This is a genomic window from Pseudoalteromonas sp. S1609 (genome assembly GCF_005887255.1).
Taxonomy (GTDB): Bacteria; Pseudomonadota; Gammaproteobacteria; order Enterobacterales; family Alteromonadaceae; genus Pseudoalteromonas.
In genome coordinates this window covers 1-17,127 of record NZ_PNDJ01000010.1, presented here as the reverse complement: position 1 = coordinate 17,127, position 17,127 = coordinate 1, and the positions used below count along the sequence as shown (strand labels likewise).

Sequence of the window (17,127 nt, the reverse complement as noted above, 5' to 3'; positions counted from 1 at the left end):
AATGCAGTCATCTTTAGAGATTAAAAATTGTGAGCTTTATCGTCAACACGAGCAATTACTAAGCTTAAACGAGCAGGTAAAAGGCGGCGAAATACTCACTATTATGGGGCCATCAGGCAGTGGTAAATCAAGCTTTTTAAATTGGCTTACGGGTACATTACCCAGTGGTTTTAGCGCAAACGGCGAAGTGTGGCTTAACGGTAAAAACATTAATAACTTACCCGCACATTTACGCCACATAGGCGTGCTTTATCAAGATGCGTTATTATTTTCGCATTTATCGGTAAGCGGTAACATTGCCTTTGCTATGCCTAAAGGCAATAAAAAACGGCGCCTTGAAAAAATAGAGCACGCCCTTGAACAGGTAGGATTAAAAGGCATGGCTAATCGCCACCCCGACAACCTCTCTGGTGGACAACAAGCCCGCGTTGCTTTATTGCGTATGCTATTAAGCGAGCCAAAAGCTATTTTACTTGATGAGCCCTTTAGCAAGCTCGACACCCAATTAAGAGTAGATACGCGCGAGCTAGTATTTAGCCAAATACGCGAGCATAAATTGCCCGCTATTATGGTAACCCACGATCATAGCGATGCAGAGGCCGCAAACGGCAAACTGAACACCTTAAATTTAGCCAAATAAACGCACAAAAAGTACAAGGCACCAAGCATGTTAGACAAATACATCACCCCAATAATAAAGCCACTGTTAACCCCCGTTGTAGCGTTAATGCACAAGCGCGGCATAACGCCCGACCAACTTACTGTGGCAGGCTTTTTAATAGGGCTATTAGCAGTGCCATTAATTGCGTATGAAATGTGGTACGCAGCGTTAACGGCTATTGCTTTAAATCGTATTTTAGATGGGCTAGATGGCGCATTGGCACGCCATGCAAATTTAAGTTCAAGCGCTGGCGGTTTTTTAGATATTACCCTCGATTTTTTATTTTACGCGGCAATTCCGCTTGGCTTTATTTTGGTAAACCCCGAGCAAAACGCCATTGCAGGTAGCGTATTACTGGCCACCTTTATAGGCACAGGCTCAAGCTTTTTAGCCTTTGCCATAGCCGCCGAAAAATTTAAGCTCGAAAAACCCCAGTTTAAATACAAAAGTTTTTACTATTTAAATGGTTTAACCGAAGGCACAGAAACCATAGCGCTATTTATTGCCTTTTGTATTTGGCCGCAGCACTTTGCCATAATGGCGAGTATTTTTGCCACTGCGTGCGCTATTACTATTTTTACACGTATACATGGAGGATATAACACGTTAAAACTCCAAGAAGCTGATGAGGTTACACAAGCCAATGAGTAATGAAATTTGGTGGCGTTTAGGGTTCTTTTTTAGCATTTTGGTTATTATGATGCTGCTAGAATCGCGTATGCCTGCGCGTAAATCGCCTATAAAAAGTAACACCCGATGGTTCGCTAATTTTGGACTGGTGTTTGCTTCATCACTAATTGCTCGCTTAAGTGTACCCATAGGCTTAACTGCCGTAGCGCTTTATAACCAAGAGCACGGTATCGGTTTATTTAATCAAATAGCCACACCAAGTAGTGTTGCTATTATTTTAAGCATGCTACTGCTTGATATACTTATATATTGGCAGCATAGGTTATTTCATAACGTGCCAATTTTGTGGCGTTTGCATCGTGTGCACCACGCCGATGCGCATGTAGATACCAGCACAGGTTTGCGTTTTCACCCTATCGAAATTGTACTCAGCATACTTATAAAATTGATTGCCGTTACCGCTTTGGGTGTACCTGCTATTGCAGTATTAATATTTGAAATTGCACTTAATGGATTAGCGCTATTTAACCACGCCAATATACGTTTACACAATGCAATAGAAAAACCACTTCGGCTTATCTTAATGACTCAAATACTGCATCGTATTCATCATAGCCAAAATCCCGAAGAAACAAATAGTAACTTTGGCTTTAGCGTAACTTGGTGGGATAGACTTTTTGGCAGCTACAAAACCAGCGCCACATTATCAGATAATAAACTAAACATCGGCTTAGTCCAATATCCCGACCCAAAACAAAACGCGTCCTTGTGGTATTTGTTAACGTTACCATTTAAAAAGTAGCAACTAGCCTAAACTAAGCAGAGAAATGGGCCTATTTCAGCTTAGTTTGTTACATTATCTAAGCTTTTGAGCTGCTACATTAACAAAAGCAGCTTATTTAAAGTAAACCAATTGTAAATTAAATAAACAAATTCTTGACCAAATTTGAAATCCCCCATATCATTTGTAAGCGCTTACATTTACCACACATAAAAATGTAAGCGCTTACAAAATGACAAAATCAACAAATACACTATATTCTGACAATAATCAGTTGAACGGGGTTCAGTTATGAACATTGAAACAACACGCATTACTCGCCTTTTGGCTGCTATATCATTAGCGTCTTTGGCTGGCTGTGGCGGCGATGCTGCGACAACATCCAATTTTGAAAAAGTAGATCCTGCCCAGCCAGTTTCAGATTGGCAAATGGTTTGGAGTGATGAATTTGATGGCACAAGCATTGATACAAATAAGTGGAACTTTGAATTAAACTGCGCCGGCGGTGGTAATAACGAAAAACAATGTTACACCGACAGTGAACAAAATGCCTTTATTAAAGACGGTGTACTAAATATAGTCGCCCTACCTGCTGAAGAAGGTGCAGAAAAACCATACACGTCAGCCCGTTTAAATACCCGTTACAACGCTGACTTTACTTATGGTCGCTTTGAAATGCGTGCAAAACTACCGTCAGGTCAAGGTAGCTGGCCTGCATTTTGGATGATGCCAACCGACGAAGTATATGGCACTTGGCCGCGCTCTGGCGAAATTGATATTTTAGAAGCGGTAAATTTAAAAACAGTCGCTGAAGATGGCACCGTTGAAGCAAATATTCATGGCACACTTCACTATGGTCGCGAGTGGCCAAATAACTCAAGCTCAGGCAAAGCTTATACTCTGCCTGGGGGAATGAATCCCGCAGATGACTTCCACACCTACGCTATTGAATGGCAAGAAGGCGAAATTCGCTGGTACGTAGATGGCTACTTATATGCCACACAACGTCGCTCTGAAGTTCGTTACAACTCTAAAGATGAGGCTGTTGGCCTTAAACATAAAGGCTGGTTTGCTGAATACTTTGAACAAGGTAATGGCGAACTTACCACTCACTGGGATAATGCCCCATTTGATAAAGATTTTTACCTTATTTTAAATAACGCCGTTGGTGGTGACTGGCCTGAAAATGTAAACAACTTAGGTGTTGACGCTGCAGCATTTGCAGAAGGTCAAAGCTTTGAGGTTGATTACGTACGGGTTTATCAATGCGCTGCAAATACTGACACAGGTAAAGGTTGTGAAACTGTGCGCCCAGGTTACGATAGCCTAGATGATGCACTTGTTGAAGGTAAAGCCCCTGTACCTACTCCACCAAGTGATGGCGTTGCAAGAAACCTTGATATATTCAATGGCACATTAAACGCCAACTGGATCGCATGGGATTGTTGTGGTGGAACCACACCAGAAACTATAACCGATGCTGAAAAAGGTGACGCTATTAAGTTTAACATTAACGATAATAACGGTACTGTTTTAGGTTTTTCAACTCGTGGTGGTCACTTCCCAGATGATTTTACCGGCACCTCATCTCCATTTGACGCATCACTCCTTCTTGATCTAAATGGTCGATTAACTTTTGATATGAAAGTAGTAACGCCGCCAACATCTTCGACAACTTGGCTATTAAAAGCCGAAGCGGGTGATGACGGACCTAATACAGGCGATGTAGCGCTTAGCGATAGTGTTGAAGGCGTAACACCGGTTACAGGCCAATGGCAAACCTATACATTTCCGCTTTCTCTACTACAAGAAAGAGGCTTAGATTTAAGTGCCATTGATGTATTAATGGTATTCCCAGCATGGCAAACTGGCGAAGGCGCTGAATATTTAATTACCAACGTGGCTATTGAGGGCGATGTAGGTGAATCACCATCAGTAGACTTATTTACAGATGGACAAAACTTAGATTGGCCGATGTGGGATTGTTGTGGCGGCTCTACTCCAACAGAAGTTATGGACGATGCAGAACACGGCTTAACCGCAGAATTCACTATTGGCGAAGCCCCCACTGTAATGGGCTTTAATACTCGTTCATCTGCTGGTGGTAGCGGTACTCCATTTGATGCAACCAGCATTTTAGAAAATGGTTTACTACAGTTTGATGTGAAAGTGATGTCAAACCCAAATAACCCAGATGCCACTTGGTTAATGAAAATAGAATCTAATGAGGGTGATACCGCGGTAGAATTACCATTAACAGATGCTGGCGATGCACCTATTGTAGGTGAGTGGAAAACTTACACCTTTACATTCGCTGACTTAGCAGGCGCAGGTTTAGATGTAAGTGCCATTGACGTAGTAATGATATTCCCAGCATGGGGCACAGGTGAAGGTGCGGTTTACCGTGTTGATAACGCTAAGATGTACGATCCTAGTGCATCAGCAGGCGATGAAATCACTATTTTCCAAAATACTGCCGCAGATATGTGGAGCATTTGGGACTGTTGTGGCGGCTCTACCCCAACAGAAGAAATTGACGATGCTGATCACGGTACTGTAGCTGAATTTGTTATTGGCTCTGCGCCAACGGTAATGGGCTTTTTAGCCGACGACGGTATCTCTTTCGATGCATCAGCAATACTAGCTAATGGCGTTGTGCAGTTTGAAATGAAAGTGGTAACCCCGCCAAATAATCCTGACGCTGTATGGACATTTAAAATTGAGTCAACAGGCGCAGCAACAGCGGTAGAACTTCCTCTTTCACAAAGCGTTGAGGGGGAAGTACCCGTTAATGGCCAATGGCAAACCTACACATTTACATTACAGTCACTGTTTGCTGCCGGTTTAGACATTAGCGATATCAATGTACTTATGATGTTTCCAGCGTGGGGGACAGGTGAAGGCGCTGTTTACCGTATAGACAACGTGATTATCGCTAACCCGTAATCCCTAATTCAGTGGTAGGTAGTGAATTACAAGTACCTACTTACCGTAATAAATTAAGTAAAAGCAGAGCAATTATGAACACAAATAAGTTTAAAAAAAGCCAATTAGCGGCTTCTGTGTCACTTATCATCACTGCAAGCACGCTGAATATCGCTCATGCAGCAGAACAAAATACTGTGGAACCTGAAATCGAAGTAATACAAGTTAAAGGTATTCGCGGTTCACTTATCCGCTCTATGGATATGAAACGTGATGCATCGGGGGTCGTTGATGCTATTTCTGCTGAAGAAATGGGTAAATTTCCTGATACTAACTTAGCAGAGTCACTGCAACGTATTACAGGTGTATCGGTGAGTCGTGCAAACGGCGAAGGAAGCCAAATTACCGTACGTGGTTTTGGCCCTTCATTTAATTTGGTAACACTTAACGGTCGCCAAATGCCTGGAACGGGTAACTCTCGCTCATATAATCTGGAAAACATTGCCTCAGAAGGTGTTAGTGCCTTAGAAGTATTTAAAACTGCCCGTGCTGATGTGCCCAGTGGTGGCTTAGGTGCGACGGTTAACATTTCAACAACTCGACCTTTGCAAAGACCTGGTCAGCATTTTTCGGCAACAGCTAAAGCTATTCATGATTCATCAAATGAAGCGGGTAGCGATGTAACTCCGGAAGTATCGGCTATTTATAGTAATACCTTTAGCGATGAAATGTTTGGTATTGGTTTTTCTTTTTCGCATCAAGAACGCGACTTTCAAAAGCAAAGCGCCAATATTCAAGGTTGGCAAGCAAATGTAGACCTACCTACTCTTGCTGAAAGTGATTTTATTGATCCACGCGCAGTAGATGCGCAAGGAAATCGTGTAGGTAATCACTTTTTTGCGAAAGACATGAACTACGCAATTGAAGATTTACAACGCGAGCGTACTAATGGGCAAATCACACTGCAATTTGCACCCACAGATAATTTTGTAGCAACCCTTGATTATACAGCAAGTGAGGCTACAACAGGCTCAGAAACTCTCGGCTGGGGTATTTGGAACGACTTTGGTAGTAACATTAACGGCTACGAGTTAGACGAGAATGGCACAGCTATTTATGCAGATATAAGTGGTAACGATGCATCATTTACCTCTAGTAAAAATACCACTGAAGTTAAGGCTCGTTCTATTGGCTTAAATTTAGATTGGCAAATTAATGAAACATGGCAAGTTGAGCTTGACTACCACGACTCTAAAAACGAGACAGATAACGGCGCAGACAAAGGTCTGGGTAGTGATGGGCAAGTTATTTTAGGTTCTGATCAGCTTGTAAATAAAATTTATGATTACCGCACTGGTGAAATTCCACATGCGCAAGTTAATTGGAAAAACGGTACTAGCGTATTAAGCCCTGGTGAAATTGATTCAAACTTTAGCCAGTTTATTCATTCACCTGGAGAATCAAATATTGAGCAGCTGCAATTACATACAACATGGATAAACGATAGTTTTGACATTGGTTTAATTGAAGTGAAGTTTGGTGGTTCGCGTACAGAACAAAATACCGGTGGTTATGAAGCATGGAGTGGCTTAGTTGGCGGCCCTGGTTTTAACCCTTCTTACACCGAGATATTCCCTGATGGTATGTTTACCCTTAATAACACTTCAGGACTATTAGACCAATTTGCTGGTGGTGGTAACAATTTACAACCTAACTATTATTATAGCTTTGATTTTGATGAAGCTGTAGCAAGACAAATGGCATACCTTACTGCTGATGTAACCGGTGGCAATGCCTATGCGCCTAATGCCTATCTTGATGGTATTGACAGTCAAAGCGCTGTTGAAGAAATTACCAACAGTATTTATGTTCAATCACGTTGGGAATTTGAAGTTAGCAATTACTACATAAAAGTAAATGCAGGTCTTCGTTATGAAGAAACCGATGTAAGTAGCTCTGTTCGTCAACGCGTTGAGCAACAAGTAAATTGGATAAGTGCTTCAGAGTGGATCACTCAATATGAAGCTGGCGGCGATGACAACTTCTTAGTTCAAGAAGGAAGTTACGATATTTTACTACCATCAATCGACCTAAGTGTTGACGTAACCGATGACTTAGTTGCTCGCGTATCATGGGGTAAAACTATGTCGCGCGCGCCATTGGGCGATTTAGCCGGTGGTCGTAGCCTTACAGGCAGTCCAAAACCGGGGGCACGAGTAGGTAGCCAAGGTAATACAGGATTACTGCCATTTGAATCAACAAACCTCGACCTATCATTAGAGTATTACTATTCAGAAGGCAGCTATGCATCAGTAGGTTACTTTAAAAAGGACGTTGATAACTTTATTCAAACCACCATTACTCCAACCACCATTGAAGGCTTACATGATATTTTAAATGGCCCACGCTATTTACAAGCGGTTAGTGATATTGAAGCTCGTGGTGATCAAGCAACAAGCGATGCTATCTTTGCACAAATGCTTGCTAATGGTGATGGCAATGCAAACGGCCAAATTGAACCAAATAGTAATGATCCACTTATTACTTGGAATATTAGCCAACCACAAAATACCGATAGTAAATCAGTCGATGGTTTTGAAGTAGCAGTACAACACTTAATTGGTGAGACAGGCTTTGGGGTTGGTGTAAATGCAACGTTTGTTGACGGCGATGTTGAATTTGATACAGACAGCCTAGACCAACAAGCTCCATTAACAGGATTAAGTGATTCAGCTAACTTCCAAGCGTTTTACGAAAAAGAAGGTTTATCTGTAAAAGTAACTTACGCTTGGCGTGATGCATATTTAATTGGTGTAGGCCAAGCGCAAGGCTCTGCTGATGCACCACCACAATACGCCAAATCATATGGCCAATGGGATATGAGCGTAAATTATGACGTTAATGAAAATGTGACGGTATTCTTTGAAGGTATTAACCTTAATAATGAAACCGAGCAAGGGTATGGCCGTTACGAAGAGCAGTTCTTATTTGCTCGCCAGTATGGTCCACGCTACGCAATTGGCGCCCGTTATACGTTTTAAATTATCCCCTAGTTAGAAAGTTAAGCCGCTTGTTACAACAAGCGGCTTTTTTTATAACAGTTTAATTTTTTCTAATAGCTTATCGGTTGTCCAATCAATATCGTTATAGGAAATATCAGGTTTGTAGTAATCGCCCTTTCCTCTTGCTCTATTAACATACACTTTATTAGGAACTATCACTTTACCTAACCCTGAGGGTAACTCGGCTAATCGAACATCCATATACAGTGAGTCAGCACTACTTGGCGCGCCAAATAGCTGAGTATTTGTAAATTGCTTAAATACATCAATGGCGTCAAGACACGCACTTGCACACTGTGGCGGCACAATAACAAGAACCTGTGTTTTGAAGTCACTTACTGGTAGCGTACTTTCGCTTAGGTTTGATTTATTTTGCAGCTCTTCAATGTAAAATGGCTTATTATTTTCAAGTGATTGCGCCATACCTGCTGCTATTTCTTTAATCAGTTCATGAACTTCAGGTTGATCTTTTACCACGTCAATTAACGATTTAACATAGTTGGTATTGTCTTTTGACGCTCTCCACCAAACCCGGCTATTTTGTGAGTAGTTATCCATTTTTTGTTCAACAATTTGCTCACCCCACAACGCTTTTGCAAGCGTTAAGCTCCAATACGACGAACCACCTTGGTTATGACGAAGATCTAAAACCACCGTTTTTGCACTGAGTAACTTAGTAAGTTGACTCGCCACTTTCTTATACAGGTTATTGTAATCATGAGTTTGCTTATCGTTATTTGCAAAACTGGGCATAGCAATCCACGCTATGTTTTGCGCAGGCCAAGTTAAATCGGTTGTAAGCTCATCCCCATTATAAGCATGTGTTAAATGCTTACTTACACTCTTTGGCCGAACAGACCAATCAAGGGTTTTACTGTAAGCTTGCCCATTAGCTTTAATAAATTGACATTCTTTTAGAGGTGTTAAAAATGGGTTGCCCTCATCAATTAGTAACCGCCAACCTTGCTGCCACCAATGCCCAGGTTGTGTAACCTGTCCATGAAATTTAAACACTCTTTGTCGCATTAACGTCTCGGTACTTTGCCCATCGCATCCACTTATCACATCACCTTTATTTATATTATCTGTTTCACTGTAATACACTTTTAATGCATCACCCCGCCAAACGGCACTAAAACCAGGCCAACGACGAGCAGGTCGTTCAACGCGTGAAAACACACCTGCATGACCATCTTGTAGCACAGTACTAAAACGCGCAATTGCCGCAACATGAACCTGCGGCCCGCTCGCTTTAGCAGACAGTGCAAGTGCTTCTGCTTTTGCTTGCTTTAATAGCTCAGGAAAGACTGGGTTGTTAACATCAAACATACCGGGGTGGTTTTTTGCCGATATGCTGTAAGCAGCTTCAATATCACGATCAGTAACACTGCGCCATTGCTCTGGTGTTTGAGGAGTAACTGCTAATTCTGCCATGCTCAAGGTAGGCGTAATTAATAAAGCACTCAATAAAGTATGGCTAACTATTTTTGTTTTTATGTTCATGAAAATCCATTTTAAATTAGGTTATATAATTACTGTAAACTCATTTGGTGGAACTAAAAATACCTTAAATCAAATAAGTATCAGCAAATTATTTTTATAGCAGTAACTTAACAACATTAAAAGCAGCTAACAATAAGTAAGATTTAAAATGAACTGGCTTTAAATTTAGAGCAACAGCTTACTTAGACGTTTGTTCAATTTTGGTTTGCAGTAGTGTTATGCGGGCGTTGAGTTTTCTAAAGCTATACTGTGAATAGAAAAAGTTTAAAAAGAAAGCAGCAAAACCTGAACAAGCAAGCCCTATCAATGGGCTGAAATAAAACATTAACAACAAAACAATAACAGCCATCGCTATCGTAAGTCCCAAATAATGAGATGCACTAAATAACTTTCGGTTATTTTTTTCAAGCTGAACTATGTGAGAATCTATATCCATTAAAAATTTCCTTTTAACAAACCAACGTTAACTATCTTGAGCTTTAGGTAGCTACATAAGCAGCATCTAAAGAAGTCCATTCATTCCACTGCGCCTTTGTTAATCGATATAACTGTACGGCACGACCGTGAAATTCATGATTGCTATAATCTGTAAAGCCAATTTTCTTTGCTACTCTCAATGACGCAATATGCTCAGGTTCAATAATAACAACAACGGATTGATGAGTAGTTTGAGTAAACACATACTTTAAAACACTTTTAGCCGCTTCGCAGGCTAAGCCTTTATTCCAAAAATCGACCGCTAATCGATACCCTAAATTAGGCTCTTCGTTACCCGCAACACTTTGTGGGGAAATACCACAAAATCCAATCAATAAATCGCTGTTTTTATCTATTAGTGCCCATGGGCCCAAATCATATGAATCGTAGCATTGTAAACACCACTTTATAAATTCACCAGTTGCGGCTTCATCGCACACACCACGAATTGAGTATTTCATCACTTCATCGTCACTAAGAATTTTACTTAATGCCGGCACATCATCAATTGAAAACTGCCGAATAAGCAATCTTTGGGTTTCACAAATTTTCACTCAAACCTCCTTGTAATTACAGCTAAAAACTTTCATAAAAACCAAGTAATTAAGGTAGGTCTCTCAGTTATTTAGTTCTTTTTATGTTTTGAATGCCACATAAGGTATCCAAATAATATGCCTACTAAAGGAAATATGATTAAAGATGAAATGATTCCATCAAAAAAATCTTGCTCACCTGTAAGGTGCATGATTAATTGAAATAAAATAGCTGTAGGAATTCCCCAGCCTAATGGGCCTCTTAGTAAAATAAAACGGAATTTAATAACGTTTATATTCATAAGTTTCCCTTGATTTATAAGCCCAAATAATGAGCTAAAATCAACACAATGCTGATGTATTTCTTAGATTGACAAGCCTAACGTTTAAACAAATGATAGGCACTAGTGATTGTTTTAAATTAATGTTATTGAAAAAACACTTAACCAACTTAATTGAATACCATAAGAGATACGTTGGTAGGTACCAGGGTTACTTTGTAGTTTTATTGCTTTAGCCATAGCAAACAGACAATAAACTGTAGCGATAACAGAAACAATTGAAAAAGCACGAAAGTATAGAGAGATAACTTCTGTGGTTGGACTAATAGCTATTAATATTGGTGCTACAACCAGCGAAAGTAACATAATAAAACCAGCCCAAGAATGTACCTTGCAGCTAAAAGTTGGATGTTTAGTAAATGGATCAGCATCCATAGGAAAATAACCCGCAACCCAGATACTAATACCATGCACTATAACTAACCAACCAGCAATATTAACCAATTGCGCCAAATACCAGCTCCGCCTTAAATTCATCACCCCACTCAGCCATTCTGTGCTTTCCTCTTATGCAGGCTTTCTTGGGATGTAATTTTGCAACATTAAAAAATAACCCTATGATAATAAATGAATTTTCAGCGACATCACCTTTTCTTATTCGACAGTCATCCTCTTTATAATGAAACCAAATAAGATGAAAACCTCACTTCAGCACGTTAATGACACTATACACAATGAGTTTTAACGATTAATTCTGCTCACTTTAATCAAATTATCGTAAAAGTACGATTTTGCCCTGTAATTATTAATTAAGGGCAACAGTTTTTCAGTTGGACTACCACTTGCTTCTAATTTTATTGTAGTTGTAAATGCTCTATAAAAAATTGCCAGCGTTTTTCAACAAAATATGGATTGGCGTCCAATACATGTCCCATCTTAGGCATAATTAACAAATCAAAATCTTTCTTTGCCTTAATAAGCTTATCAACTAACCGTAACGTTGCCGATGGGTGAACATTGCTATCTAGCTCTCCATGTGCAAGTAGCAACTTACCTTTGAGGCGTTCAACGTTAGTATAGTTAGATTGCTGCTCCCAATGTTCGGTCATTGGCCAGCCCATCCAAAGCTCATTCCAACCCGCTTTATCAACTCTAAAATCATGATTTCCAGAAGCGCTTACTCCTGCCTTAAAAAAACCATCATGGCGAAGCATTGCTTGCACTGTATCATATCCTCCGGCACTAAAACCAAAAATACCAACTCGATCAATATCAATGAAGCGATGCCTTTTAGCCAGTTGCTTAATTGCCCAAACATGATCATCGGTGCCACCTGCTAAGTTTTTATAACTAAACCGATGAAAAGCCCGACCACGTTTGCTGGTGCCTCGGCCATCCATTTTAATGACAATAGCACCTAACTCCGCTAACGCAGGTCGCTGGTTCATAAAAGTAGCAAACGACTTGGGGGTAAAAAAATTATGCGGCCCAGTATAGGTATCATCAATTATCGGGTATTTTTGATTTTCATCGAAATCACTCGGTTTATACATTAATCCATACAAGGGAGTAACACCATCTTCAGCTATCACCTTAAAGGGCTCCGGTGGTTGCCAGCCAATCTGGAACAACTCACTTACTTGTGCTTCATCAAGCTTAACAAGTTTCTCTCCTGTATTCGCATCTCTTAACCAAGACTGTGTTGGGGTCTTAGCATCAGAGTAGTTATCAATAATATAATTTAAATCCGGCGATAATCGCGTATCATGCTCAAATGGCTCCGGTGTCAATAATTTGAGATTTGAACCATCAAGATTTACACGGTAGAGATGCCTTAAATAAGGATCTCTATTGCTCTCTCGACCTGACGCTTCAAAATACAGCACACCATTTTCTTCATCGACTGCGCGAATAACCCTAACTGTGAAATCACCTTTAGTAATTGGGTTTATTAACTTGCCTGTGGCTAAGTCATAAAGATATAAGTGTTGATATCCTGTGCGTTGTGAGCTCCAAATAACCCGCTCTGAATTATCAAGGTAGTATGCGGTTTGTACCCAAGGATCGATGAATTCTTCATCTATTTCTTTAATGACTGAAACGACTTTGTTCTCTTTAGCAACAACTTTACGTAAATATAGCTCCTGGTTACCACGGCGACGATCTTGATAGTAAAAGTCACCATGATGCCATTGGCCCCAAACTGCCGTTCCATAATAAGTCTGCATTATTTTAGGTGCTGTCATTAAGCTTGCTTTGTGCCTAGCAACATCAACTAAAACTAGCTGACCCATTGGTAACTTAACATCACCAGCCTGAGGATAGTAATAGCGAACTGCATTAACGTTAAAATCTTTATCTGCAACACTATCCGTTAATGTTAACTGGTTAACACCTTGTCTAAAAAGCTTATAACTAATAAAGTATTTACTGTCTTTTGACCAGTAAATACCTAATCGCTTTTGCTCATCAAAAGCTTCATTTGATAACTTTTCTTCAGGGTAAGGGTTGGCAACAGCATAAGGTGTCGCTTCACTACCATCAGTTGTAAGCTGTTTGCAAAAGTGAGTTAGAGTTTCGCATAAAAACAAATTATAGTTTTCTACTTTTGCATAATATTGCTCATCTGGTGACAAGTAATCAATATGTACTTTTTGACTAGAAGTTTTAAGCTTATTCAACTCGCATGCATATTCTGCAATCGTAATATCACATAAAAATTCTTCACCTTTGAAGTCAAATTTTAGTTTACCATTTGACAAACTAACACGCTCCATTGGTGAATCATGCCAAATAACAGCTTCTGCAGTGTCTAATGCTTGTTCTAGCTTCGCCTTATTGAACAAGGCTTTTTTTTGAAAATTGGTTGTTGATACTAAAACGAATTCCTGTCCATGTGCTAGAGAATAACGTTCAAACCAAAAGTGTTTGTCATTATCCTGAAGCCAATTAGGCGTTAACTGTAGATTATGTACTTTTTTACGTAAGCTCTCAGCGCTATATTGTCGGGCTTGAGCTATATGCGTATTGCTTTTCTTCGAAAACGAAGGCGTATTTTGGCAACTTATTAGTAGTAGTGTAGATAAAACAAGGAGAAGTTTTTTCATTATTTTTCCAAAACCTATCAAGTTATAAGCATAGGTTGTTTCAAATTAAATTTATTTTATTCGACAAATTAATAATAAAAAGCCAACAATTAACGTGTTGGCTTAATATTAAAAATATACAATGATATCAAGCTATAACTCGTTAAAAACGATAACTTGCTGTAACAAAGTACTCCAAGCCAACCGCGTTATATTTAGAAATATCAGCAAAAGGCCACCACTCTTCTGATTCATGTTGATGCGGCTTTTTATCGAATAAATTAACAATTGACATACTAATATCTAAGTCATCATTAACATGATAATTCATATTAAAATTGTATCGTGTCCAAGCGCTGTAGCGTTCGTTCTCGTCATCAGACCATCTTACTGGAGATGTACCTAAGCGGTTTGCAAAAAGTGTTAATGAAATATCATCATTATACCAACCTAATGTGGCCGTAGTATGCGTACGAAACTCTCTATTCCATTGTAGATCCCTAATATCTTCTATCTCATCTTCAGGTAAAAACCTTTCATTCGTTTCAAATATATGGGTGTAATCAATGTTAAAGAAAATCGCACCAAAATCACCTAAGCCATAATTAAATTTAGATGAGATATCCATGCCTTTTTGTTCGCGCTCACCAGTATTGAACGGACTAGTGATCGTTGAGAGTATGGTATCTCCCTGCGGTCCGCCTCTAGATACGCGACTGAGCATTTCTTGACATCGGGGTGAATCTTTATCAACCGTTTGTCCTGACTCATTAAAGCCAACAATACACTCAGCTTCATATCGCAATACAGTACTAGCACCTAAATTCCCTATTTTTTTCTCCAAACTAATTTCATAGTAATCTGCGGTAATCGACCAATTATCAGTGATATTAGCCACAAAACCAACGTTCAAACTATCTCCGGTTTCTTCTTCAAGCGACAAGTCTCCTTGGGAGTTTTGGCGAACGCCTGATGTACCATAGTTGTCACTACAGCCTGACCAAGTTTGTCCTGAAGTGAGTTCCTCACTTTGCACGCATTTCAGGTAGTCAGTAGGGCTAGCAAATGAAGAACTTTCCCCCGCATACATATAATGCATATCAGGTGCTCTAAATGATGTTGAATAAGAGCTTCGGATCATTAAATCTTCGATCGGTTTCCATGTAAAACCGACTTGATAAGTAAATGCACCACCGACATCTGACTCATCATCATAATAATCATAACGACCAGCAAGAATACCTTCTAGCGCACCTATGCTACTGTCTTTACTAGCTAGCGGAATAGATAACTCTAATCCTAGGGCATAATGGTCACGGTCTCCTTCACCTGTAATACCACTCCAACCCCATATATCGCCTTGCACCGTTTTTTGATCGGTATCAAATTCATAGCCTTCTTTCATATATTCTGAAACAAATGCAAATTGTAAATCTCCGGCAGGTAGTTGCATTACACTACCGGTAAGATCAAACGCTAAACTATATAAATAGGAATCGCCGTCACCAACAGATTTATGTGTCACATCGTTAAACATATCGGGAGTTAACGCACCAAAAAAATCAATACCAGCGGGTTCAAAATTATCATTGAGTTGAGAAGCATTAACGACAGCCCATCGAGATCCTTCCCACGGTTGATCCCAATCAACACCTTTTTCACCAAAAAGTAGGCTGAGCATTTTTTGATCATCAAAACGAATAACAGAATCTTCATAATTATATTGGCTGGCAGTCAAGGTAAGAGAGTAATCAAAGTCGTTGGCAATCACTCCCTCAATACCAAAAATACCCACTAAAGAAAGTTCCTCAAACGACTGGTTGGACGTGGGTACTTCAAAATTTCTGAAGGCACGCCAAGCATGCCGACTGCCTTGCCAAGTACTGCCGTCATTTATATCGGTACGAACATCGTAATCAGTAGCAAAACTATAACGATAAATGCCTGCATCACCTTCTGACTGTGTGCCAAGTAAAGTTGCAAATAATCGGCCATCCTCAGTCTCATATTCAAGATTTACAAATGCAGACTTTTTATCACGCTCGTTACGAATAGTATTGGTACCATAAGTATTATCACCACAGTAATATGGATCTGGGTCAAAATGAGAGCGCCCAGGAGGCTGAACGTCTTCATAACCTAGCGGCTCACATCGGCCTGATAAGTCCATCATCATAAATGAATCTGGCTGCCACCTAGCCCAGTAACTCATAACTTGAGAGGTGCCATGACGGTCTACATTTGGCCCATCAGTAGGTTCATCAAACCAATCTCTATCATCACCATAAATAGGGTCTCGTTGGTCAAGTTCAAATACAGCCGTGTAGCTCAATTTATCAAATTTACCGCCAGTACTTAGCGTCAACTTCTTACTTTTACCTCCACCATCTTTCGTATCGCCATAACGCATTGTAACTTTGTTATAATCAAGGTTATCTTTTAAAATAACGTTAACGACCCCTGCAACGGCATCAGAACCATAAATAGCTGAAGCTCCACCACTTAGTATTTCAATACGCTGCACAGCCTCGGTAGGAATCATAGCAAGATTTACTATATTGCCACCCACACCTCCAGAAGGCTTAGGTAATATCGGGATCCGCCGTCCATTAACTAAGGTTAATGTATAGCCAGCTCCAAAGCCTCGTAAGTTTATCGCTTGAGCATTAGCATTAAAATTATTGCTGCTTTCTTCACCTACAAATATCCCCGTATTTTGTGCTAGTGCGTCGAGTGCATCAAAAACATTCGCATGGCCTTGTAATGCAATATCGGCAGCTGAAATAGTAACAATTGGCGATGCCCCTTCAAAATCAGTTCTCTTAATCCGAGACCCTGTAACTTCTATGACTTCAACGTCATTTTCTGCAGTGTCTTCAGATTCAGCCTCTGCAGCCAGAGCTCCGAAACTAACTGTACTTAAAACCATGCCAATAGCTAATGCCAGTATTTTTTTACGTGGTTCGATTCTATTATGTACTTCAGTTTCCATTTCTATCCCTCTTTATATCTTATTAATTTTATTTCTTATTAGTTGAATATTTTTTTAACCTTAAAAACAACTCCTATTAACATACATTACATTAAATATATTGTATACAATATATTTAATTCTTTGGATAATTTAAATCAATTAATAATCAGTCTTAGGTTCGAATATTAAGTGCGACTTTTTAGATTAAGTGGCA

The 17,127-nt window shown here is 39.8% G+C and carries 12 protein-coding genes; 5 read left to right on the top strand and 7 right to left on the bottom strand.

What is annotated here, in order from left to right; genetic code table 11:
- Position 1 precedes the first annotated feature (1 nt).
- From CWB76_RS03590 to CWB76_RS03570, 5 genes are all read left to right on the top strand, one after another.
- Positions 2–640 carry an ATP-binding cassette domain-containing protein gene (locus CWB76_RS03590; RefSeq protein WP_138605493.1) on the top strand — a complete coding sequence of 213 codons (639 nt, stop codon included), beginning with the start codon at positions 2–4 and terminating at the stop codon, positions 638–640.
- A gap of 27 nt (positions 641–667) precedes the next feature.
- A complete protein-coding gene (locus CWB76_RS03585; protein ID WP_138605491.1) occupies positions 668–1,312 on the top strand; it encodes a CDP-alcohol phosphatidyltransferase family protein in 645 nt (214 codons plus the stop codon).
- Entirely contained in the window at positions 1,305–2,093 is a 789-nt protein-coding gene (locus CWB76_RS03580; protein WP_138605489.1) for a sterol desaturase family protein, read from the top strand. The genes CWB76_RS03585 and CWB76_RS03580 overlap by 8 nt, the downstream gene beginning before the upstream one ends.
- A gap of 270 nt (positions 2,094–2,363) precedes the next feature.
- A complete protein-coding gene (locus CWB76_RS03575; RefSeq protein ID WP_138605487.1) occupies positions 2,364–5,018 on the top strand; it encodes a glycoside hydrolase family 16 protein in 2,655 nt (884 codons plus the stop codon).
- Between the two features lie 74 nt (positions 5,019–5,092).
- Entirely contained in the window at positions 5,093–8,038 is a 2,946-nt protein-coding gene (locus CWB76_RS03570) for a TonB-dependent receptor (RefSeq protein WP_138605485.1), read from the top strand.
- A gap of 51 nt (positions 8,039–8,089) precedes the next feature.
- Here the strand turns inward: CWB76_RS03570 and CWB76_RS03565 are convergent, their stop codons facing one another.
- The 7 genes from CWB76_RS03565 to CWB76_RS03535 form a co-directional block, all read right to left on the bottom strand.
- Complete coding sequence (locus CWB76_RS03565; RefSeq protein WP_138605483.1) at positions 8,090–9,562, bottom strand: S41 family peptidase; 1,473 nt, start codon at positions 9,560–9,562, stop codon at positions 8,090–8,092.
- Between the two features lie 178 nt (positions 9,563–9,740).
- Positions 9,741–9,998: a hypothetical protein gene (locus CWB76_RS03560; RefSeq protein ID WP_054201353.1), complete on the bottom strand. Its 258-nt coding sequence runs from the start codon at positions 9,996–9,998 to the stop codon at positions 9,741–9,743.
- 43 nt (positions 9,999–10,041) lie between these two features.
- Positions 10,042–10,593, bottom strand: a complete 552-nt coding sequence (locus CWB76_RS03555) for a GNAT family N-acetyltransferase (RefSeq protein WP_138605481.1) — start codon at positions 10,591–10,593, stop codon at positions 10,042–10,044.
- A 71-nt stretch (positions 10,594–10,664) separates the two neighbouring features.
- The gene (locus CWB76_RS03550) at positions 10,665–10,874 is read right to left on the bottom strand and encodes a hypothetical protein (RefSeq protein WP_138605480.1); all 210 of its coding nucleotides are present in this window, start codon (positions 10,872–10,874) and stop codon (positions 10,665–10,667) included.
- Positions 10,875–10,988: 114 nt separating this feature from the next.
- Entirely contained in the window at positions 10,989–11,390 is a 402-nt protein-coding gene (locus CWB76_RS03545) for a DUF998 domain-containing protein (RefSeq protein ID WP_283235054.1), read from the bottom strand.
- 317 nt (positions 11,391–11,707) lie between these two features.
- The gene (locus CWB76_RS03540; protein WP_138605478.1) at positions 11,708–13,960 is read right to left on the bottom strand and encodes a S9 family peptidase; all 2,253 of its coding nucleotides are present in this window, start codon (positions 13,958–13,960) and stop codon (positions 11,708–11,710) included.
- A gap of 142 nt (positions 13,961–14,102) precedes the next feature.
- Positions 14,103–16,931 (bottom strand): TonB-dependent receptor plug domain-containing protein, encoded by a 2,829-nt coding sequence (locus tag CWB76_RS03535; protein WP_138605476.1) that lies wholly within the window; start codon positions 16,929–16,931, stop codon positions 14,103–14,105.
- Positions 16,932–17,127 lie beyond the last annotated feature (196 nt).

Excerpts from the sequence above, each read along its gene's own strand:
- CWB76_RS03590 (WP_138605493.1), top strand. The coding sequence starts at position 2 with ATGCAGTCATCTTTAGAGATTAAAAATTGTGAGCTTTATCGTCAACAC.
- CWB76_RS03585 (WP_138605491.1), top strand. The coding sequence starts at position 668 with ATGTTAGACAAATACATCACCCCAATAATAAAGCCACTGTTAACCCCC.
- CWB76_RS03580 (WP_138605489.1), top strand. The coding sequence starts at position 1,305 with ATGAGTAATGAAATTTGGTGGCGTTTAGGGTTCTTTTTTAGCATTTTG.
- CWB76_RS03575 (WP_138605487.1), top strand. The coding sequence starts at position 2,364 with ATGAACATTGAAACAACACGCATTACTCGCCTTTTGGCTGCTATATCA.
- CWB76_RS03570 (WP_138605485.1), top strand. The coding sequence starts at position 5,093 with ATGAACACAAATAAGTTTAAAAAAAGCCAATTAGCGGCTTCTGTGTCA.
- CWB76_RS03565 (WP_138605483.1), bottom strand. The coding sequence starts at position 9,562 with ATGAACATAAAAACAAAAATAGTTAGCCATACTTTATTGAGTGCTTTA.
- CWB76_RS03560 (WP_054201353.1), bottom strand. The coding sequence starts at position 9,998 with ATGGATATAGATTCTCACATAGTTCAGCTTGAAAAAAATAACCGAAAG.
- CWB76_RS03550 (WP_138605480.1), bottom strand. The coding sequence starts at position 10,874 with ATGAATATAAACGTTATTAAATTCCGTTTTATTTTACTAAGAGGCCCA.
- CWB76_RS03545 (WP_283235054.1), bottom strand. The coding sequence starts at position 11,390 with ATGAATTTAAGGCGGAGCTGGTATTTGGCGCAATTGGTTAATATTGCT.
- CWB76_RS03540 (WP_138605478.1), bottom strand. The coding sequence starts at position 13,960 with ATGAAAAAACTTCTCCTTGTTTTATCTACACTACTACTAATAAGTTGC.
- CWB76_RS03535 (WP_138605476.1), bottom strand. The coding sequence starts at position 16,931 with ATGGAAACTGAAGTACATAATAGAATCGAACCACGTAAAAAAATACTG.